The 21736-nt window shown below is 62.4% G+C and carries 16 protein-coding genes; 7 read left to right on the plus strand and 9 right to left on the minus strand.

From position 1 onward, the window contains the following. Positions 1-156: 156 nt before the first annotated feature. The gene (locus EN749_RS03865; RefSeq protein ID WP_128362591.1) at positions 157-3921 is read left to right on the plus strand and encodes a PAS domain S-box protein; all 3765 of its coding nucleotides are present in this window, start codon (positions 157-159) and stop codon (positions 3919-3921) included. A 327-nt stretch (positions 3922-4248) separates the two neighbouring features. On the opposite strand, the gene EN749_RS03870 is transcribed toward EN749_RS03865, so the two are convergent. After that, positions 4249-6207, minus strand: a complete 1959-nt coding sequence (locus tag EN749_RS03870; RefSeq protein WP_128362592.1) for an acetoacetate--CoA ligase — start codon at positions 6205-6207, stop codon at positions 4249-4251. A 254-nt stretch (positions 6208-6461) separates the two neighbouring features. Here EN749_RS03870 and EN749_RS03875 point away from each other — a divergent pair, with 254 nt between their 5' ends. Then, a complete protein-coding gene (locus EN749_RS03875; protein ID WP_128362593.1) occupies positions 6462-8312 on the plus strand; it encodes an AsmA family protein in 1851 nt (616 codons plus the stop codon). 23 nt (positions 8313-8335) lie between these two features. On the opposite strand, the gene EN749_RS03880 is transcribed toward EN749_RS03875, so the two are convergent. The 7 genes from EN749_RS03880 to EN749_RS03910 form a co-directional block, all read right to left on the minus strand. Further along, positions 8336-9154, minus strand: a complete 819-nt coding sequence (locus tag EN749_RS03880; protein WP_013530251.1) for an ABC transporter permease subunit — start codon at positions 9152-9154, stop codon at positions 8336-8338. Positions 9155-9158: 4 nt separating this feature from the next. Continuing rightward, positions 9159-10133, minus strand: a complete 975-nt coding sequence (locus EN749_RS03885) for an ABC transporter permease subunit (protein WP_127272202.1) — start codon at positions 10131-10133, stop codon at positions 9159-9161. 8 nt (positions 10134-10141) lie between these two features. Beyond that, entirely contained in the window at positions 10142-11281 is a 1140-nt protein-coding gene (locus EN749_RS03890) for an ABC transporter ATP-binding protein (RefSeq protein WP_127272201.1), read from the minus strand. A gap of 84 nt (positions 11282-11365) precedes the next feature. Continuing rightward, positions 11366-12463, minus strand: coding sequence for a polyamine ABC transporter substrate-binding protein (locus EN749_RS03895; protein WP_127268369.1), 1098 nt, complete (start codon positions 12461-12463; stop codon positions 11366-11368). A 340-nt stretch (positions 12464-12803) separates the two neighbouring features. Continuing rightward, on the minus strand, positions 12804-13754 hold the full coding sequence (locus EN749_RS03900) for a DMT family transporter (protein ID WP_127411958.1): 951 nt from the start codon (positions 13752-13754) through the stop codon (positions 12804-12806). A 178-nt stretch (positions 13755-13932) separates the two neighbouring features. Further along, positions 13933-14835, minus strand: a complete 903-nt coding sequence (locus EN749_RS03905; protein WP_127807876.1) for a DUF2167 domain-containing protein — start codon at positions 14833-14835, stop codon at positions 13933-13935. Positions 14836-14984: 149 nt separating this feature from the next. After that, positions 14985-16427 (minus strand): XRE family transcriptional regulator, encoded by a 1443-nt coding sequence (locus EN749_RS03910; RefSeq protein ID WP_127807877.1) that lies wholly within the window; start codon positions 16425-16427, stop codon positions 14985-14987. 229 nt (positions 16428-16656) lie between these two features. Here EN749_RS03910 and aceA point away from each other — a divergent pair, with 229 nt between their 5' ends. From aceA to EN749_RS03925, 3 genes are all read left to right on the plus strand, one after another. Beyond that, positions 16657-17946, plus strand: a complete 1290-nt coding sequence (aceA, locus tag EN749_RS03915; protein WP_127268366.1) for an isocitrate lyase — start codon at positions 16657-16659, stop codon at positions 17944-17946. Between the two features lie 57 nt (positions 17947-18003). Beyond that, on the plus strand, positions 18004-18246 hold the full coding sequence (locus EN749_RS03920) for a hypothetical protein (RefSeq protein WP_006202762.1): 243 nt from the start codon (positions 18004-18006) through the stop codon (positions 18244-18246). Positions 18247-18525: 279 nt separating this feature from the next. Continuing rightward, entirely contained in the window at positions 18526-18930 is a 405-nt protein-coding gene (locus tag EN749_RS03925; protein WP_245463682.1) for a response regulator, read from the plus strand. A 69-nt stretch (positions 18931-18999) separates the two neighbouring features. Here EN749_RS03925 and EN749_RS03930 read toward each other — a convergent pair whose 3' ends face one another. Then, the gene (locus tag EN749_RS03930; RefSeq protein WP_128362594.1) at positions 19000-19713 is read right to left on the minus strand and encodes an HAD family hydrolase; all 714 of its coding nucleotides are present in this window, start codon (positions 19711-19713) and stop codon (positions 19000-19002) included. 163 nt (positions 19714-19876) lie between these two features. On the opposite strand from EN749_RS03930, the gene EN749_RS03935 reads away from it, so the two are divergent. Both EN749_RS03935 and EN749_RS03940 read left to right on the plus strand, forming a co-directional pair. Next, a complete protein-coding gene (locus EN749_RS03935; RefSeq protein WP_027035719.1) occupies positions 19877-21313 on the plus strand; it encodes a glutamine synthetase family protein in 1437 nt (478 codons plus the stop codon). Between the two features lie 29 nt (positions 21314-21342). Then, on the plus strand, positions 21343-21736 hold a 394-nt coding region (locus EN749_RS03940), incomplete at its 3' end, for a four helix bundle protein (RefSeq protein WP_145990874.1).

The raw sequence follows: 21736 nt of genomic DNA on the forward strand, positions 1-21736 counted from the left end.
TCTTTGTTGCAGTGCACCATAAATTTCTTTTGGGCCGTTAACCAAGAGCCCAGATTCAAGCCTTTGCACGTTCTGGCTTGTGGACCTTCGCGCCTCCGGCTTTTATTAACAAAGCGTTAACTGCAAAATCGCCGCTCCGTGAGGTCCGCCAAGCGCATGCCGTCCGAATATTCCTTCCTCGATGTCGCCGTGCTCGACGCGGTCCGCCAGCGCTTTGCGGCAGGCGACGCGATCGCGATCCTGTCGGCGGATCTGGAGCAGGTGATCTGGGCCAACGGGCCAGGAGCCGCGATGTTCGGTTATCCCGACATCGAGGCGATCATCGGCGCCTCGGCGCAGTTGCCCGTGATCGCCAGGCGCCAGATCATGGCGACCAGCGGATTTCCCGAGATTGGCAGTGACCGCGCCATCATGGTGCGGCTGGCGACCGGCATGACCAGCCGCGCCGTCGGCTTCCTGGCCAGTGCGGTGACCATGCCGGACGCCGAAAAGGCGATCATGCTGGCAGTGCCGGCGGCTCAGACCGGGTCACGCAGTGCCGGCGAAATCGCCGCGCGCGCCATTAGCGGCCTCACCGAGGATGGTCATTTCATCGCCTTTGTCGATGCCGGGGGCAACGTCGAGGCGGCCTCGGAAGGATTTTCGGCACTGGGCATCCTCCCGGAGACGCTGGCGGCACTGGTCGCCGACGTCGCAGCCGAGAGCGACCGCATCGTCAAGCGCCTTGTCCCCGGCGGCACGGCCTCCTACCCGGCAGGGCTGGCAAGATTGACCGAGGAGCGGCATCTGCTGGTGGTGATCGACGAGGACCAGCTCGACGACACAGCCCCTGCGGGCGAACATCCTACGCAAACCATTGCCGAGACGGCACCTGCTGGCGACGCGGCTTCCCAGCCGGAACAGGGTCGCGAGGCACCGGCCGACGAACCGAGCGCCTCGCAGCCGGCCGGCGACATCGCCGCATCGCAGCAGCATGAGATCGCCGATGCGATCGGACAGGCGCCGACGGCGGCCAACAGCGATCGGCCGGCAGCAGAGCGCATGCCCGCGCAGCACGACCATTGGTACTTCAACGCCGGCGAAGACGGAGGGCAACAGGCGCCGCGACCTGCCGCGTCCGGACCTGAAGCGCCTCAAGAGCCGGCCGCCCTGGAAGTCCAGTCCACGGCCACGCCGACGACCGTCTCGGCGATAGACCGCGCAGCGGCGCCGGTGCGTTTCGTCTGGCGCACCGATGCCGAAGGCAAGTTCAGCGCGCTGTCGCCGGAATTCGCCGACATCGTTGGCAAGCCGGCGGCCGACGTGATCGGCCGCCGCTTCAGGGATGTCGCCGCTACATTCGGCCTCGACCCCTCCGGCGAGATATCAGGGCTCCTCGAACGGCGCGATACCTGGTCCGGGCGCTCCGTGCTGTGGCCGGTCGTCGGCACCGATCTGAAGATACCGGTCGACCTGGCGGCGCTGCCTGTCTATGGCCGCAGCCGCGCCTTCGAGGGTTTCCGCGGCTTCGGCGTCGCCCGCGCCAGCGACGCGGTCGTCGATCCGGAGGCCATCGGCATGGCGCTGGTGCCCAATAGCCAGGCGCCGGCAACGCCGGAACCGCAAATCATCCAACCCGCGCCCGAACAGCCGAACGCCGAAGAGCCCAAGACCGAGGACACGCAGGCATCGGATCCGTTCAAGGGCGAGGTGCCGGCGTTGACCATCGTGCCGAAACAGGAGCGGCGCTTTGCCGATAAGGTGATCCGGCTCGCCGAACATCGCCAGCCTGCCAACGACAAGGGCCTGTCGACCCTGGAACGCAGCGCGTTCCGCGAAATCGGCGAGCGGCTGAAGAAGGATAGCGCTCCGGTCGGGCCGCCAGAGACCGAGACTGTGGAGGCATCGGCAGCGGAGACCGAGGCTCCGGTCAATGCGTCCGACGACCCGATGCGCACCGACGGCATCCCTGCGTCAGGGCCAGAGAACGAACCGGTCGAGGCATCCGATGTCGATGCCGAAGACGAGCGGGATCTGGCACGGCTTGACGGTCACGCGGACGAAGCCCCTCGTGACGCCCGCTCGGGGGTGAATGTGACGGGCTCGTTGCTCGACTATGCCGGCCAAGATGACGAACGTGGCCCCGTGGCGGCGGAACCAGAGAACACAGCTGCCGTTTCGCCCGGCGAAGAGCCTGAAGCCACTGACGCGACACATGATAGCCTCGATGACGACAGCATGACGTCGGCGGATTTTCGCGATGCCGAAGACAATGAGGATTGGGCGCAGCCCGACGAGGAAGCCGCGTCGCCCGACGAGCAGACGGTTGGCGAGGAAACCGCAGGCGACTCTGCGGAAATACCCCTCGAGCGCCCTCGCCTGCAGGTTCCGCCGCTCAAGGCCGAAGGGTTCGTGCCGTCGGCGTTTTCCGCCGGAGATGAACACAAGGCTCCGGACACGTCGCTGCTCGGCAAGCTGCCCGTGCCGCTGCTCATCCATTCCGGGGACCGGTTGCACTATGCGAATGAGGAATTCCTCAGCCTGACGGGTTACGAGGCGCTTGACGATCTGGCGGATGCCGGCGGCCTCGGCGCGTTGTTTGCCGACCCCTATGCCGACGACGCCGTTTCCGACGGCACCGATCGCGCGCTGCGGCTGAAAACGCGTGACGGACAGGAATTCCCGATCGAGGCCATTTTGCGCTCGGTCCCCTGGCGCGACGGCAAGGCGCTGATGCTGGTCGTGCGACGCTCCGGCGAGGATGATGCGCCGGCGAGCCTGCATGTGGTTGGCGACGAGCAGACGCAGCCGGATATTTCCGAACTCAAGGCGCGCATCGCCGAGATGCGCACCATTATCGACACCGCCACCGACGGCGTCGTGTTGATCGGCCGTGACGGCACCATCCGATCGATCAGCCGGCCTGCGGAAGCGCTGTTCGGCTTCGACAGCGACGATGTGACCGGCAAGCCGTTCGCCTCGCTGTTTGCGATCGAAAGCCAGCGCGCGGCGCGCGACTATCTCAACGGACTGTCCGAGCCCGGCGTGGCGAGTGTCATGAACGACGGCCGCGAGGTGATCGGGCGCGAGTCGCAAGGCCGCTTCATTCCGCTGTTCATGACCATCGGTCGGCTGCCCAACGACAGCGGCTTCTGCGCCGTCGTTCGCGACATCACGCAGTGGAAGCGGGCCGAAGAGGACTTGACGCAGGCACGTGCGGTGGCCGAGCGCGCGTCCTCGCAGAAGACCGATTTCCTGGCCCGCATCAGCCACGAGATCCGCACCCCGCTCAATGCCATCATCGGTTTTTCGGAATTGATGGTCGACGAGAAGTTCGGACCTGTCGCCAACGATCGCTACCGCGACTATCTGCGCGATATTAACCGCTCGGGCAATCATGTGCTCGATCTGGTCAACGACCTGCTCGACATCTCCAAGATCGAGGCCGGCCAGCAGGAGATGGCCTATGAAGCGGTGTCGCTCAACGACACGCTGGCCGAGACGGTGGCGATGATGCAGCCGCAGGCCAACCGCGAACGGGTCATCATCCGCTCCAGCTTCGCTTCGCGGCTGCCGGAAGTGGTGGCGGACCTGCGCAGCGTGCGCCAGATCGCGCTCAACATCCTGTCGAATGCCATCCGTTACACCCAGGCCGGCGGCCAGGTGATCGTCTCGACCGCCTATGAGACGTCGGGCGACGTCGTCATGCGGGTGCGCGACACCGGCATCGGCATGAGCCATGCCGAGATCGAGCAGGCGCTAAAGCCGTTCAAGCAGATCAACGCGCTGAAGCGCGGACGCGGTGACGGTACCGGGCTTGGACTGCCGTTGACCAAAGCGATGGTGGAAGCCAACCGTGCCCGGTTCACCATCAATTCGACACCGGGCGAAGGCACTCTGGTCGAGGTCGCTTTTCCGTCGACCCGTGTGCTCGCGGAATAGGTCAGCCCTCTCCGCGGTTCGGTCCCGATAAAAAGAAAAGGCGCCCAAAGGGCGCCTTAAGAGATGGGATTGCTGTCACAACGGGGGCTTGAGCGAATTCGGATCCTCGGGGCTGAGGAACGGGATTTCTCCCTCAAGTTACCTGCGACTATCGACGCCGGACCTTAACAACTCCTTACCGGGGCGCCGGAAAATTTACGAATGTGTACCACTCATGAAATCTAGGTAAATTCTAGCGAGGTATTTCGTTAACCATGCTGGAAAGGCCTTTTTCACCCATCTCGTTGCCTCCAACAGTGGCTCCTCTTGAGCGACATCCATTGGCGGTCACTCGGCCAGCTGTGGCAGGTTCTTGAACAGTTCCAGCGCTTCCGGGTTGGCGAGCGCTTCCTTGTTCTTGATGGCGCGGCCGTGCACGACGTCGCGCACAGCAAGCTCGGTGATCTTGCCCGATTTGGTGCGCGGGATGTCGGTGACGGCGACGATCCTTGCCGGCACGTGACGCGGGCTCGCGCCGCTACGGATTTTTGCCCGTATGCGTTTTTCCAGATTCTCGTCGAGCTGCACGCCTGCGGCCAAGCGCACGAAAAGGATAACGCGCACGTCGTTGTCGAAGTCCTGGCCGATGCACAGCGCTTCCAGAATCTCCGGCATCTGTTCGACCTGGTTGTAGATCTCCGCCGTGCCGATGCGCACGCCGCCCGGGTTGAGCGTGGCGTCGGAGCGGCCATGGATGATCAGGCCGCCATGCGCGGTCCATTCGGCGAAATCGCCGTGACACCAGACATTGTCGAAGCGCTCGAAATAGGCCGCCCGGTACTTCTTGCCCTCGGGGTCATTCCAAAAGCCGATCGGCATCGCCGGAAAAGCCTTGGTGCAGACCAACTCGCCCTTCTCCTGCCGGACCGGCCTGCCGTCATCGTCCCAGACATCGACCGCAAGGCCAAGGCCGGGTCCCTGGATCTCGCCGGTCCAGACAGGCTGCGTCGGCACGCCGAGCACGAAGCAGGAGACGATGTCGGTGCCGCCGGAGACCGAAGCCAGATGCACGTCCTTCTTGATGCCGTCATAAACGAAGCGGAAATCTTCCGGCGATAGCGGCGAGCCGGTGGAGGAGATTGCCCGCACAGTGGCCAGATCATGCGTGCGGATCGGCTTGAGGCCAGCCTTGCGCACGGAATCGATGAACTTGGCCGAGGTGCCGAGGAACGTCATCTTCTCGGCATCGGCGAAATCGAACAGCACATTGCCGTCGGGGTAGAAGGGCGAACCGTCATAGAGCAGCAACGTGGCCCCCGAAGCGAGCCCCGACACCAGCCAGTTCCACATCATCCAGCCGCAGGTGGTGAAGTAGAAGAAGCGGTCGCCATCGGTGAGACCGGCATGCAGCCGGTGTTCCTTGACATGCTGGATCAGCGTGCCGCCGGCCGAATGGACGATGCATTTGGGAATGCCGGTCGTTCCCGACGAAAACAGGATGTAGAGCGGATGCGAAAACGGCAGCGGCTCGAAGGCAACGGGCTTGCCGACGAAGGGCGACAGCGCCTCTTCCAGCGCTACCGCCTTGTCGATGGTCCCGGCGATATCGCTCGATGTGCCGAGATAGTCGACGACCAGGATCTTGCGGACAGTGCCGAGCTTGGCCGCGACCGCGGCGATCTTGTCGGCGACTTCGATTGCCTTGCCATTGTACCAATAGCCATCCGGCGCGATGAAGACGACGGGCTCGATCTGGCCGAACCTGTCGAGCACGCCCTGCTCGCCGAAATCGGGAGAACAGGACGACCAGACGGCGCCGATCGAGGCGGCGGCCAGCATGGCGGCGACGGTCTCCGGCATGTTGGGCATCATGGCGGCGATGCGGTCGCCCTTCTTCACCTTGAGCGACAGGAAAAGCTGCTGCAGCCGCGAGGTCAGCGCGTGCAACGCGTTCCAGGACAGCCGGCGCTCGACCTTGTCTTCGCCGCGAAACACGATTGCGTCGCCTGAGCCGGTCTTCTTCAGCAGATTCTCAGCGAAATTCAGTGTCGCATCGGGAAAGAAAGAAGCGCCGGGCATCTTGTCGCCGTCGACGAGCAGGTTATCGCCCTTGTCGCCGACGATGCCGCAGAAATCCCAGATCAGGCTCCAGAACCCCTCACGGTCCTCGACCGACCAGGCATGAAGCTGCGAATACGAGGAAAACGCTACGCCGGCTTTCACTCCGGCGGCCTTGGTGAAGGCGGTCAAGGGTGCTGCGTCAATCTGGTCTTGCGTCGGGGTCCAGAGCGGTTGTCCGGCAGCCATGATCGTTCCTCCACGGTCGCCATCGCTTATGCATATCGCAGCGCAGCAGAGCAAGATTTTGTTCGGCTGATGCGACCAGATGTGCGCAAATGCCATCGCCGGGCCATAAAGACTTGAAATGCCTCAGCCCTAAGTCGTAGTGACAACTTGAAGTCGTGGTGACGACTGGGGGTCGTGGTGACGACTGGGGTCGTGGTGACGATCGGGGTTACACCCGCCGGGCGATTTGTCGGAATGGAAGCATACAGGGCCATATGCCATCATCTATGATCCGGCGCGGAATATGGGCGATCGGCGCTGCCGTGATCGTCGTCGCGCTGGTCGTTGCCGCCCTGCCGCTGATTGCCTCCACCCGTATCGTGCGCGACCGCATCGCCTGGGAAATGAGCGCGTGGAGCGGCTTCCGGGTCGCCATCGACGGTTCGCCGCGCATCGAGGTCTGGCCGACATTCCGGGCAATCCTGACCGATGTGACGCTTTCACAATGGACCGACACCGAGGCGCCGCCTGTGGTCGAGGCAGAACGGGTCGAGGTCGACCTTTCCGCCATGGCGGCGCTGCGCGGCGACGTGGTGTTTTCGACGGCGCGGCTGGTGCGGCCGACGATCCGGGTCCAGCGCACGCCTGCCGGCCTTTTCCTGCCCGCTGTCCCCACCGGCGGGCGCATCACGCGTTCCATCGACACGGCGCGCGGCGTGGTCAATGCCGACCCCGCCAAGCCGGACCTCGACAAGCTGCCTACCGACACCTTCGGCACGGTCGAGTTTCGCGACGGCCGAATGGTAGCGTCCATCGGCGGCAAGGACGTCGAGATCCTGAGCAGTTTAAACGGTCAGGCGAATTGGGCGGCGATGAACAGCAATGCGACGCTGTCGGCAACAGGGATCTGGCGGGGCGAAAGCGTCGCGCTGGACGTCGCCTCGGCCAGACCGCTTGTGCTGTTTGCCGGCGGCACGGCGCCGCTGACGCTGTCCTTTAAGGCGGCGCCCGCCACCTTCTCGTTCGACGGCACGGCCAGCATGTCTGAAAATACCTATTTCGACGGTCAGGCGAAGTTCTCGGCACCCTCGCTGCGGCGTGTCCTGGAATGGTCGCAGGCCGGCATCGCTCCGGGTGCAGCGATCGGCTCGGTCAGCATTTCGAGCAAGATCACCGCGACCGGCGGGCGCGTCAAGTTCGACAACACGGCAATTGCACTCGACAACAATCCGGGGATGGGTGCACTGGACCTCTCGCTTGGCGCACAACCTGTGATCTCCGGTACGCTCGCCTTCGACACGCTCGACCTCAGATCGTTTCTTTCGGCCTTCACCCCGCTGGTGCCGACCGGAGGGGCGGGACCCGGCGAAATCGGCACAAGTTTCGCCGACAAGATCAATCTCGATCTGAGGCTGTCGGCAGCCCACGCCACGGCGGGACCTATCCAGCTCGCCGATGTCGCCGCCACCGCCCAGGTCAAGGATGGTCTGTCGGTATTCGACATCTCCGATGCCTCGGCCTTCGGCGGCAACATCCAGACCAGCCTTCGCTTCGATCGCAAGCCGGAGGGCTCGCAGGTCGAAATCCGCCTTCTGGCGTCCGACATCGACGGCGGTGCGTTCGGCACGGCGGCAGGGATGACGCGGCTGGTGCCGGTCGGCACGGGCACCGTCTCGGTGATCCTCAAGGGGCCGGGCAGAACCTGGGATTCCATCTTCGACAATGCCGACGGCTCGGTCTCGGCGACCTTCGGGCCGGGTGCGTTGAGCAAGCTCAACCTGCCGGCCTTCCTCAAACATACCGAACAGGGCGGCTTCTTCGCGCTCGACGACGTCTCCGACGGAACATTGCCGATCGACGGCGCCGAGATCAAGGCCACCATTTCGAAGGGCGTGGCGCGGATCGACAAGGCCGAGGCCAATTCAGCGAAGTACAAGATCTGGCTGTCCGGCATCGCGTCCTACGCCGGGCGCGGACTGGCCTTGTCCGGCGGCGTCATTCAGCCTGACCAGGCGGCAACGCAGGCCAATGGCCAGCAAGGTCCCAACCAGTCATCGTTCTTCGTCGGCGGAACCTGGAGCACGCCGTTCATTTCCCCGATCAGCCGCGGCGTTTCGGGGGAATAGGCCGCCACCGCGCCTTCTGTTTTTCACCCGCGCTGCGCCGCCTGCTCGTCGAGCTGGCGCTGCACCTCACGCCGTTTGTTGGCAAGCGAGGCGATGATGACGCCAATCGCCACGACGGCGATCAGGATGGTGCAGGCAGCGTTGATTTCCGGCGTCACGCCGAGGCGAACCTGGCTGTAGATCTTCATCGGCAGCGTCGTCGCGCCCGGCCCGGAGGTGAAGCTGGCTATGACCAGATCGTCGAGCGAAAGCGTGAAAGCCAGCATCCAGCCGGAGACGATCGCCGGCATGATGACCGGCAATGTGATCTGGAAGAAGGTCTTCACCGGCGTTGCGCCAAGATCCATCGCGGCTTCTTCCAGCGAGCGGTCGAAGGTCATGAGCCGCGACTGCACGACCACGGCGACGAAGCACATGGTCAGCGTGATGTGGGCGAGCGTCACGGTGAGAAAGCCACGGTCTAGCCCGACCGCGACGAAGAGCAGCAGCAGCGACAGGCCGGTGATCACTTCCGGCATGACCAGCGGCGCAAAGACCATGCCGGAGAACAGCACCCTGCCCTTGAAGCGCGTGTAGCGGGTCAAGGTGAGTGCCGCCAGCGTGCCGAGAACGGTCGCTACCGTGGCCGAGATCAAGCCAACGCGCGCCGTCACCCAGGTCGCGTCCATGAGGCCCTGATTGTGGAACAGCGAGACGTACCATTTGGTCGAGAAACCGCCCCAGACCGTAACCAGTTTCGACTCGTTGAACGAGAAGACGATGAGCAGCACGATCGGCAGATAGAGAAAGGCAAAGCCAAGCACGATCGAAGTGATGTTGAAGCGGCTCCAGGTGGCGTTCATGAGGTCACCTGTCCATTTCCTGAGCGCGCGCCTGGGCCCGCTGGAAGAGCATGATCGGCACGATCAGCAGCAACAGCAGGATGACGGCAACGGCCGACGATACCGGCCAGTCGCGATTGGCGAAGAACTCGTTCCACAACGTCTTGCCGATCATCAGCGTCTGCGAGCCGCCGAGCAGATCGGGAATGACGAACTCGCCGACGGCCGGAATGAACACCAGCAGACAGCCGGCGATGACGCCGGGCAGCGACAGCGGGAAGGTGATCTTCCAGAACGCACTTGTCGGCGGACAGCCGAGATCCTTGGCTGCCTCGATCAGCGAATAGTCCATCTTCTCAAGCGCGGAATAGAGCGGCAACACCATGAACGGCAGGTAGGAATAGACGATGCCGATGAAGATCGCCGTATAGGTGTTGAGGATGATCAGCGGCTGGTGGATGACGCCGGTGGCGAGCAGCAGCTGATTGAGCAGCCCTTCGGGCTTGAGAATGCCGATCCAGGCGTAGACCCGGATCAGGAACGAGGTCCAGAACGGTAGGATCACCAGCATCAGCAAGGTCGGGCGGATCGTCGCCGGCGCGCGCGCCATGCCATAGGCGATGGGGTAGCCGACGAGCAATGTCAGGACCGTCGAGACCGCGGCGATGATGACGCTGGTCACATAGGCGTTGAAGTAGAGGGCGTCCTGCGTCAGCCAGGCGTAATTGTCGAGGCTGAGTTGCTTCAGCTGAGCCAGGAACCCGGAAATGCCGCCGCTGAAATCGAGCGCCGGCGTATAGGGCGGAATGGCGATCGCCGTCTGCGACAGCGAGATCTTGAAGACGATGACGAACGGAATGAGGAAGAAAAACAGCAGCCAGACATACGGGATGATGATGACCAGTCGGCCAACGAAGGCAGCACCCAGCCTGGCAAGGATGGATTTGCCGGCATTGGATGCCGGAGAGGCTGATGAGGTGGTGACGGCGGCGCTCGACATGGTCGCCCCTACCGCGTCAGCACGACGCCGGCATCGGGCCGGAAGGAAACCCAGGCGCGGTCGTTCCAGCTCAACGGATCCTCGGTGATGCGGGCCGCGTTCATGGTGCTCGCGCGCACCACCTGGCCGTCGTCCAGCCTGACATGGTAGACGGTCATGTCGCCGAGATAGGCGATGTCGTAGACCTCGCCCTCGATGGCGTTGACCGCCTCGGCCGGCTTCTTCGACGACACCTTGATCTTTTCGGGCCTGATGGCGAAGGTGACGGCCGTCCCGGCGCCGGCGGTGCCGGCATTGTCGGTGCGGATGGTGAGGCCGTTGCCGGCATCGATGCTGGCGCTGCCGGCCTCGCCACGCGCGATCTTGCCCTCGAACATGTTCACATTGCCGACGAAGCCGGCGACGAAGCGCGATCCCGGCGCCTCGTAGACTTCGGCCGGCGTTGCCACCTGCATCACCTCGCCCTTGTCGATGATGGCGATGCGATCGGCCATGGTCATCGCCTCTTCCTGGTCGTGGGTGACCACGACGAAGGTCAGGCCGAGGTTCTGCTGCAAATCCATCAGTTCGAACTGCGTCTCTTCGCGCAGCTTCTTGTCCAACGCGCCGAGCGGCTCGTCGAGCAGCAGCACCTTCGGCCGCTTGGCGACCGAGCGGGCGAGCGCGACGCGCTGGCGCTGGCCGCCGGACAGTTGGTGCGGCTTGCGCTTGGCGAACTGCTCGAGTTTGACCAGCTTCAGCATCTCGGCAACGCGCGATGCGATTTCGGGCTTCGGCATGCCGTCCTGCTTAAGGCCGAAGGCGATGTTGTTCTCGACCGTCATATGCGGGAACAGCGCATAGGACTGGAACATCATGTTGACAGGCCGCCGGTAGGGCGGGATGCCGCGCAGATCCTGGCCGTCAAGCAGAATGCGGCCGGCTGTCGGCTCCTCGAAGCCGGCGAGCATCCTGAGCAGCGTCGACTTTCCGCAACCGGAGGCGCCGAGCAGCGCGAAGAACTCGCGCTCGAAGATGGTCAGAGACAGATTGTTGACGGCGGTGAAGTCACCGAACTTCTTGGTGACGTTGTCGAACTGGATGTACGGCTTGGCATTCGGGTCGTTCCACGGTGCAAAATCCCTGCGGATGCTGCCAAGCGATTTCATGTCCCACTCCGTCCTGATTTTCTTGCTTCTTGCCCCAGGTAGAAACGGTCCCGGCAGGTGGCTGCCGGGACCGTGTCGGATTGCTTACTGGCCAGTGACGATCTTGGTCCAGGTGCGCGTGATGACGCGCTGGGTCTTGGGATCGTATGGCGAGACGGTGTAGAGCTTCTTTATGGTCTCGGCATCGGGATAAACCGAAGGATCCTCCAACAATGCCTTGTCGACGAATTGCTGCGAAGCCTTGTTGCCGTTTGCGTAGAGCACGTAGTTCGACGACTTGGCGATGACTTCCGGCTTCATCATGTAGTTGATGAACTCGAGCGCCTCCGCGACATGCGGTGCGTCGGCGGGGATCGCCATCTGGTCGAACCACATCTGCGCGCCCTCCTTCGGCACGGAATAGCCGATTTCGACGCCCTGCTTGGCCTCGACCGCGCGGTTGCGGGCCTGGAACACGTCACCCGACCAGCCGACCGCCAGGCAGATATCACCGTTGGCGAGCGCGTTGATGTATTCGGAGGAATGGAACTTCCTGATGTAAGGCCGCACCTTGAGCAAGGTCTCCTCGGCCTTGGCGATATCATCGGGTGACGTGCTGTTCGGGTCGAGGTTGAGATATTTCAACGCCGCCGGGATGATATCTGCCGGCGAGTCCAGCACGTAGACGCCGCAGTCCTTCAATTTGGCCAGGCTATCGGGATTGAAGAAGACGTCCCAGCTGTCGATCTTGTCAGTGCCAAGCGCCGCCTGCACCTTCTTGATGTTGTAGCCGATGCCAACCGTGCCCCACATGTAGTTGACCGAGTATTCGTTGCCTGGGTCATATTTGGCGGTTCGCTCGGTAACCGTGTCCCACATGTTGGAAATGTTGGGCAGTTTCGACTTGTCGAGCTTCTGGAACACGCCGGCCTGGATCTGGCGCGCAAGGAAATTGCCGCTGGGCACGACGACGTCATAGCCGCTGCCGCCGGCAAGCAGCTTGGTCTCAAGGATTTCGTTGGAATCGAAGGTGTCGTAGACGACCTTGATGCCGGTTTCCTTGGTGAAATCGTCGATGATCGAACTGTCGATGTAGTCCGACCAGTTGAAGACGTTGACGACACGATCCGCGGCGTGACCGCCGACGGTGAACAATGTCAGGAATGCCGAGGTTGCCGAAAGCCAGAGCGCTTTGCGGATCATGCTATTCTCCTTTGATGAGTGTTCCTTCACCGGCTCGTCGCGATATCAGCGCGACCGGCATTTTCTTCAGACTATTGAGCTTTCCAAGGGGCGACAAGCGCGAACTGCCGAGACCATGCAGGCGGTTCGATGAGATGGCTGGATGCCCCTGAGGCGGCTTGGGAGGCGTGCCAATACCGTCATAGGCTTTCGCCGTGGCGCGGGCAGAGATACGACTATATGGTCCGGTCCCGATCGGACCGGCTGGGAGACTTGGCAAGATACGCCTGTCTTGTTGTTGCCGTATTCCCAGCCTGCCCGTGCTGCAGCGACGTTGTCAATGGCAAAGCTGCAGGCCGCCTCAATTAGGCGACGGCACCCCGGTGACCCCTGCGCGTTCGGGCCGTGCCTGCCGCTTGAATTCGAGCCCGATATGGACGAGCAGCGCCGTGACCACCACCGCGCCACCGATGATGGTGCGCCCCGACGGCACCTCGGAATGGATGAGCCAGACCCATATCGGGCCGAGGATCGGCTCGAACGTGCCGAGCAGAGCCGCGATGGCCGCCGGGATCAACCGTGCGCCGGTGGCGAAGAAGGCGAGACCGAGGCCGAGATTGACCACGCCGAAGGCAAACAGAAAGCCCATGTCGCTGACTGACACGGTGAAGGTCGATGCCTGCGAGACGGCAAAGCCGGCCGCGAGCATGGTGCCGAGGCACGTCGCCGGCGTCATGCGCACGCCGGAAAACCGCCGGGTGATGACGGTGGCGACCGAGAACATGACCGCGATCAACAGCGCCAGCCCATCGCCTATGGGCGAGACGGCGCCATCCAGCGATTCCGACACCATGATGGCGACGCCGGTGATGACGGCGGCGATTGCCACCCAGGTGGCGACACCGACCCTTTCGCGAAACAACGCCCAGGCAAACAGCGCCGCCAGCAACGGCACGCCTGCCTGCATCAAAAGGATGTTGGCGACGGTGGTGTAGGCCAGCGCCACGACGAAGGCGGTCGATGCGGTGGCAAAGCAGATCCCGACGGCAAGACCGGGCAGACCCATGTCGCGGAACAGCTTCCGCGTGCCACGCCAGCCGTCACGCCAGACCATGAAGCAGACCAGGAAGGCGGCTGCCCAGACGGAGCGCCAGAAAATGACCGTCCAGCTGTCACCGACGGTGATGAAGCGGGCGATGGTGCCCCCGAAACTCCACATCAGCGCCGACAGGAAGACCAAAAGCATGCCGACGCGTTCCTCGCGCGGCGACACGGCTGGCGATGCGACGATTGGCGATGCGGTATTGGTCATGGCTGCCACTGTCGGTGTTTCCGGCGGTGCACGATGCGCGATGGGCGACAAGGACGTGCCATTTTCGCCTAATGCATCGGCAACGGCCGGGCGTGATCCAGCTTCATGTTCCCCTTTGGCGCACTGGTCAGACGCCTGGACCAAATTCGCCCTGCTGGGGTTGGCTGATCATCCCAATCTAGGAGGAAGCGTTCCTGTTGCCCCGAATGAGCCGCCAAAGGCCGGCCAACGGAATCAGCAGGATCAGGCCGAATTTCTTCAAGGCGATGAGCGCCACCGCCAGAAGACCAGCCTTTGCCGCCAATTTCCCGGCGATGAGGCCGCCAATCCCAACCGCGGCCACCGTGTCGGTGCCGGGCAGGAAATCCGTGTATCTCTTGCCCGTGCTGAAGCCCGCCAGGCCAAGCACTTCATCCAGGCTCTGCTTTATCTCCGGCAACTGCTCCACATTGGCGATGTAACTCATCACGAAGACGCCCTCCCTGCCAAGGAAACGGACATCGTAGTTGAGCGTGTGGACGGCGTCGTTTCCGAACTGGAGTTCCTTGGCCCAATGCAGACGCTTGTTGACGGCATCATAGACTGGCGGCGAAGCCCAACCGATCAACGTGACGGGCGGAAAACCGTCCTTCACCCGTTGATCGTTGCCCGACAAAGTGTCGGCCTTCATGCTGCTCAATAGTTCGCTGTAGTTGATGGAGGCAGCGTCGCCGTCATCGACATAACCGATCTTTTCCCAGCGCAGCTCTATTCCCCAATTGTTGTCGGCGATGGGGTCATAATTGCTCGGGAAGATCATGCCGATCGCGTCGGAACCGGCATCGGGTGGGTTACCCCAAGCCTCGGTCAGGACCGAGACGGCGTCCTTCTTATTCAGAAAATAGAACTTGCCCTTGAGATCGAGGTGAATGCCTTCGGCGAGGTCTATCGGTCCGGTCTTTGGATCTATCTTGTCCAGGAATGCCTTGCCGGCATCATTGTACTGTTTGTAGGAGCTGAAGAAATCCGAGGATTTTTCTGCATATGCAGATGAAGCTGAGAGGGCAAATGTCAGCCCAAGCGAAAAAACCGTCCTGCCCATCGCCGCCCCCCAGCCTTGCGTAGTTCGTCTTGATACCTCGTCGTCAACGCCGAATCAATATTTCGATCGGCAATACTCGGCAATATTATCTAGGGAAGACTCCGCAGCTTTCGCCGCCGGACGAAAGATATTCTTGCCGACTCATGTCGTCACTGGAAATCGAAGGCACTCAGGCCCGTCACCATCTCGTCGAGGCCGAGCGGGCGCGTCACCGGCGGCTCGGCGCGAGCCAGGCAGCCGACGCGTTCGCAAAGCCGGCAGGCAGGCCCGACCGGCGTCGCCGCAATACTGCCGGCCTTTGCGGTGATTGCCGCACCGGGTAATGCCGCGCCATAGACGATTTCGTCACGAAAGCCGATATCGCAGCCAAGCAGCAATGCGGTGCGGCGCGGACGTTCCGAGAACGCGCCTTGCGGCCCTTCCAGCGTGCGGGCGATGCACAGGAACTCGGCGCCGTCGGGCATTTCCACTGCCTCGACGAAGACCTGGCCAGGTTGGGTGAAGGCAACATGCACGGGCAGCTTGGGACAGCCGCCGCCAAAGCGGCTTTGTGGAAAGCCCTGGCTGCCGGCCTTGCGGAAGCGGTTGCCTGCATTGTCGACCTCCAGCATGAAGAACGGCACCCCCGAGGCACCCTGCCGCTGCAGCATGGTCAGCCGGTTGGCTGCCTGTTCGAAGGAGACGCCGAAGCGCGAACGCAGGACATCGATGTCATAGCGGGCGCGCACGGCAGCCGCGTGAAAGGCCTGATAGGGCATCATCAGCGCATGCGCCGCATAACGGCCAAGTTCGAAGCGGGCCAGGCGGCGCGCCTCGTCGGTGCTCAGCTTGAGCGCCTGGATCTCGCCGGCGACCGCGACCGTCATGCGGATCAGGCAGGCCTCCATCGCGACTTCGCGCAACTGGTCGAACGGCGACAGGCGTTCGGACAGGAACAGGCGCTGCGAATGACGATCATAACGGCGGCGCCAGTTAGGCATGGTGGCGACCGGCAGCACCTTGACGACGATGCCATATTCTCGCTTCAGCCAGGCCTTCAGCGCGCCGAACAGATCGTCGCCGGGATCGAGCACCGAGGTGAACGCCGCGGCCTCCTCCTCGAGGGCAGCGAAATGGTTCGGCCGGCGCTCGAGAATCTCGTGCACCTCGTCGATCGGCAGGCGGGCGCCGGAAAGCGCCGTCGCCCGACCTTCGCGCGCCAACAGTTCGTTGAGGTCGGACAGGCGCTCGGCCTGCTCGCGATAGGCGCGGAACAGTTTTATCACCGCCGCAGACGCGTTGGGCGCGGCCTCGGCAAGCTCGATCAGTTCCTGATCACCCGGCAACTCGCCGACCAGCAGGGGATCGGTGAACACTTCCTTCAAGGCAGCGACAGATCCCCTCGCCTCGCCCTGCAGTTCGTGTGGATCGACCTTGTAGACGGAAGCCAGCCTGAGGATCAGCTGCACCGTCAGCGGCCGCTGGTTGCGCTCGATCAGATTGAGATAGGACGGTGAAATGCCGAGGCCCTCGGCCATCGCCGTCTGGGTCAGGCCCTTGGCATTGCGGATGCGGCGGATGCGCGGCCCGGCGAAGATCTTCTGGTCAGCCACGGACTGTCCTTTACAGCAATTTACATGAACTTTTCTGGGCTCTGGCCTTTTACAATAATGACAAATTTACAACGCACCTCTGTCAAACGCAACACAGGTTTTCTCTTATATTCCGTCGGCTTCCCGGATTTTTGTGGCTGATTTCGCGCAGAAATGTAAATCCAGTCATACCCAACGACCCCAGATTCTCGACGCCTTGAGACAGTTCAGCAATTCCTCGGAGTGACCAATGACTGATTTTTACAACCTCGTCCCATCGGCCCCGGAAGGTCGTTTCGACGGTATCGAACGGCCCTACTCCGCGGCGGATGTGAAGCGTCTGCGCGGTTCGGTGCAGATCCGTCAGAGCCTCGCCGAAATGGGTGCCAACCGGCTGTGGAAGCTCATCCATGAGGAGGACTTCGTCAACGCGCTCGGTGCCATGTCCGGCAATCAGGCGATGCAGCAGGTGCGCGCCGGACTGAAAGCGATCTACCTGTCGGGCTGGCAGGTTGCCGCCGACGCCAACACGGCTGGCGCGATGTATCCGGACCAGTCGCTCTATCCGGCCAATGCAGCGCCCGAACTGGTCAAGCGCATCAACCGGACGCTGCAGCGCGCCGACCAGATCGAAACGTCCGAAGGCAACGGGCTTTCCGTCGAGACATGGTTCGCGCCGATCGTCGCCGACGCGGAAGCCGGTTTCGGCGGACCGCTCAACGCCTTCGAAATCATGAAGGCCTTCATCGAGGCGGGCGCCGCCGGCGTCCATTATGAGGACCAGTTGGCGTCGGAAAAGAAATGCGGCCATCTCGGCGGCAAGGTGCTGATCCCGACCGCGGCGCACATCCGCAACCTCAACGCCGCGCGCCTGGCGGCGGACGTGATGGGCACGCCGACCCTGGTCGTCGCGCGCACCGATGCGGAAGCCGCCAAGCTGCTCACCTCCGACATCGACGAACGCGACCAGCCTTTCGTCGACTACGACGCCGGGCGCACGGTGGAAGGCTTCTACCATGTCAGGAACGGCATCGAGCCCTGCATCGCCCGCGCCATTGCCTATGCGCCTTACGCGGATCTGATCTGGTGCGAGACCTCGAAGCCGGACCTGACGCAGGCCAGGAAATTCGCCGAGGGCGTGCGCAAGCATCATCCCGACAAGCTGCTCGCCTACAATTGCTCGCCCTCGTTCAACTGGAAGAAGAACCTCGACGACGCGACGATCGCCAGGTTCCAGAAGGAGCTCGGCGCGATGGGCTACAAGTTCCAGTTCATCACGCTCGCCGGCTTCCACCAGCTCAACTACGGCATGTTCGAACTGGCGCGCGGCTACAAGGCGCGGCAGATGGCGGCCTATTCCGAGTTGCAGGAAGCGGAGTTCGCGGCCGAGGCCGATGGCTACACCGCGACCAAACATCAGCGCGAAGTCGGCACCGGCTATTTCGACGCCGTGTCGATGGCGATCACCGGCGGCCAGTCATCGACCACCGCCATGCATGAATCGACCGAGCACGCGCAGTTCAAACCGGCCGCGGAATAGCGAGCAGCAAAGTACAGAGGAAACGCCCAACAGGGCTGGGAACACAGGAGAAGACCAATGGCATCGATAAGCCGCGTCAAGGAACGCGCCGAGGAACAGTCGACGACGATGAGCGTCGACCAGCAGGCGACGATCCGCATGCTGGCCAACGACCTGCACCGCCTCAACCAGTCGGTGATGAAGGCGGTCGAGGCGGGCGTCTCGGTGGAACTCGTGCGCTCGGCACGACATCACGGCGGCGACGGCAACTGGGGCGATCTGCTGATCCCGGTGATCGTCACGCAGCAGAGCCACGGCTGACTGAAATCCATGCAACCGACCCTTCACCTGCGCAGCCCCTGCGCAGGTGAATTTTCTCTTTATGAAATCCACGTGTGGACAGTTGAGTACAGTAGCGTTGCTTGAAATTCACTGCTCCCGGCGATGATTTCGAGCACTTTTATTTCAACTTGACACAGGCTACGATCTCACGCCAATTGCGCTCCGGATTCAACTCTGCATTGAAATAGGGGCGAGCTTCTTGGCCGACTTGTGTGCCCGGTGAATCGCGAAGGCGAGACTCCAAGACATCCGAATCCGGTGACCCGCGACTCAACCACCGAGGCGATCCGCGATCCGTCGCAGGTGCTTGTCGTCGGGAAATCGCCCATCAATCGCGTGGTGATTTCAAAGATCGTCGAGCGATCCGGGCTCAAGCCGATTTCGGAATCTCCCGACACGGCGGCAAGGATCTTGCGGTCGCTCATTCCCGGTGTGGTTGTCCTTGACGGCGGCGCCGACAACAAGGACTGCGACAATCTGATGTCCAGCATCGACGCGTTGCGCCGCGCCTCGGGCAAATCACTGCCACCGGTAATCCTGCTGTCAACCAAGAACGGCACGACGGAAAGTCTGGGCCTGTCTGGTATCATCGACGTGGTGGTCGCCAAGCCGATCACGCCCGAACGGTTGCAACCGGTGATCGATCGCCTGATCGGCCGCTAAGGCAACTGCGGGAAAAGTACGCAGGCGGTTTTCCGTCCGGAATTGAGCAAACCAGGTAAGGCCCGGCGATCACGGATCGATGATGCTTTCGATCAGTCCGGGCAGTTGTCCGAGATCGGATATCTGGCGGAACCTCGATTCGGTTACCGGCGCCTCGACATGCTCCAGCACCCATGTCAGTTCATGCGGCACATGGACACCCCAGCCGCCGGCCTCTATGGCCGGCACCACATCCGACTTCAGCGAGTTGCCGACCATCATGCTTTTCGCCGGACCATCACCGTGGCGGTTGAAGAGCCTGCTATAGGTGGCTGCATTCTTGTCACTGACGATCTCGACCGCGTCGAACAGATCGCCAAGGCCCGAGCCAGCCAGCTTGCGCTCCTGATCGAAGAGGTCGCCCTTGGTGATCAGCACGAGCCGGAATGCACCGGCAAGCTTTTCGACCGTCTCGCGGGCGTGCGGCAAGGCCTCGATCGGATGGCTCAGCATCTCGCGGCCGGCATCGAGAATCTCCGCTATGGCCGAAGCCGGCACGCGGCCTTGCGTGACCTCGATCGCCGTCTCGATCATCGACAGGGTAAATCCCTTGATGCCGAAGCCATAGACGGCGAGGTTGCGCCTTTCGACCTCCAGCAATCGTGCCGAGATATGCTCGGCTTCGCCATGGTCGACGAGCATGGCGGCAAAGCGCTTTTCCGTCAGCCGGAAGAACTGCTCGTTCTGCCACAGCGTGTCGTCGGCATCGAATCCGATCGTTGTCAGTCTGCCGTTGGGCCGCATTCAATTTCTCGATTAAGATTTGGGCCTCGATTGGAATTGCGACGGCCGAAACTAGGCCGATTGGCGTGATTTTCAACCGCGCCGGCCAATGCCCGACGCGGCTCCCCTTCCCTTCCATAGGAGGGCACGGCTATACTCCACAATCCGCAACCCAATCTGGTGAATGATGCCGCCTGCAAAAAAGGAAGTCCGTCCGTCGAGCCGCGGAGGACGCGCCCGCACGCCTGCCTTCGTGAAAAACCAACGGGGCGTCAAGAACTGGAAGGAAGTCAGCGCCTGGCTGGAGTGGCGCGGCATCGAGGATATCGAGTGCATCACGCCCGATCAGGCAGGCGTTGCGCGTGGCAAAATGATGCCATCGAAGAAATTCACCTCCAACACCTCGCTGGCGCTGCCGTCGGCAGTCTTCATGACGACGATTTCCGGCGGCTACCCCGAGGATGGCAACGGCTTCCATTACCCGGAAGACGACGGCGACCTCAAACTCATGCCCGACCTGTCGACGCTGACGGTGGTGCCCTGGGAAGAAGACCCGACGGCCGCGGTCATCTGCGACCTCGTCCACCAGGACGGACGCTCGGTCGAGTTCACGCCGCGCAATGTGTTGAAACGTGTGGTGGCCGCCTATGACAAGCTCGGCCTGAAGCCAGTGGTGGCGCCCGAGATCGAGTTCTACCTGGTGCGCAAGAATCCCGATCCGGACTATCCGCTGACCCCGCCGGTCGGCCGGTCGGGACGCGCGATCGGTGGCGGCGCCGGCTATTCGATCGCCGGCGTCAACGAATTCGACGAACTGATCGATGACATCTACCATTTCTCTGAAAGCCAGGGCCTGGAGATCGACACGCTGATCCACGAGGAAGGCGCCGGCCAGCTGGAGATCAATCTGCGCCACGGCGACCCGATCGAACTGGCCGACCAGGTGTTCATGTTCAAGCGCACCATTCGCGAGGCGGCGCTGAAGCACGAGATCTACGCCACCTTCATGGCCAAGCCGATCCAAGGGCAACCCGGCTCCGCCATGCACATCCACCAGTCGATCATCGACAAGAAGACCGGACAGAACATCTTTTCGGCCGCTGACGGCTCGGAAACCGACGATTTTTTCCACTTCATCGGCGGCATGCAGAAGCATGTGCCGAACGCGCTGGTGATGTTCGCGCCCTACGTCAATTCCTACCGCCGGCTGACACAGGCGGCGTCGGCGCCGGTCAACAACAAATGGGGCTATGACAACCGCACCACGGCGTTTCGCGTGCCACGCTCGGATCCGGCGGCACGGCGCGTCGAAAACCGCATCCCGTCCTCCGATGCCAACCCCTATCTGGCGCTGGCGGCATCGCTTGCCTGCGGGCTGATCGGCATCACCAACAAGATCAAGGCCGAGCCTCCCGTCCTGACCACCGCCAATGCCGACGAAATCGACCTGCCGCGTGGCCTGCTCGAAGCCGTCGACCTGTTCGAGGGCGACGAGGAACTCTGCGCGCATCTGGGCAAGTCCTTCGCCGCCACCTATGCGGCGATCAAGCGGGCGGAGTTCGAGACCTTCATGGAAGTGATCAGCCCGTGGGAGCGGGAGTATTTGTTGCTGAATGTGTAGGGAATAGGGCAGTAGGGGAGTAGGGACGGATGACCGAAAAAACAGGGTCCTACAAGGACTTGCTTGTTTGGGAGCAGGCGATGGATCTTGCGGTGGCGGTCTACGGTGCTACTAAATCCTGGCCCAAAGAAGAACTTTATGGGCTGACCAGCCAAGTGCGGCGCTCTGCAACGTCGGTGCCGGCAAACATAGCCGAGGGGTATGGCAGGGAAATTCGAGGCTCCTATCTGCAATTTCTCCGTATTGCCCAAGGATCATTGAAGGAGCTGGAAACTCAGCTTCTGATTGCTGAACGTATTGGCATCGCGCCGAAAGCGACGTCCGGCCCATTGTTGGCGAGTACCGAAAGTGTGGGAAAGCTTCTTCGGCTTCTCATCCGTAAACTTGCAGCCGAAAGCCTCCCCTATTCCCCTATTCCCCTAT

Source organism: Mesorhizobium sp. M7A.F.Ca.ET.027.02.1.1, assembly GCF_004022985.1.
Lineage (GTDB): Bacteria > Pseudomonadota > Alphaproteobacteria > Rhizobiales > Rhizobiaceae > Mesorhizobium.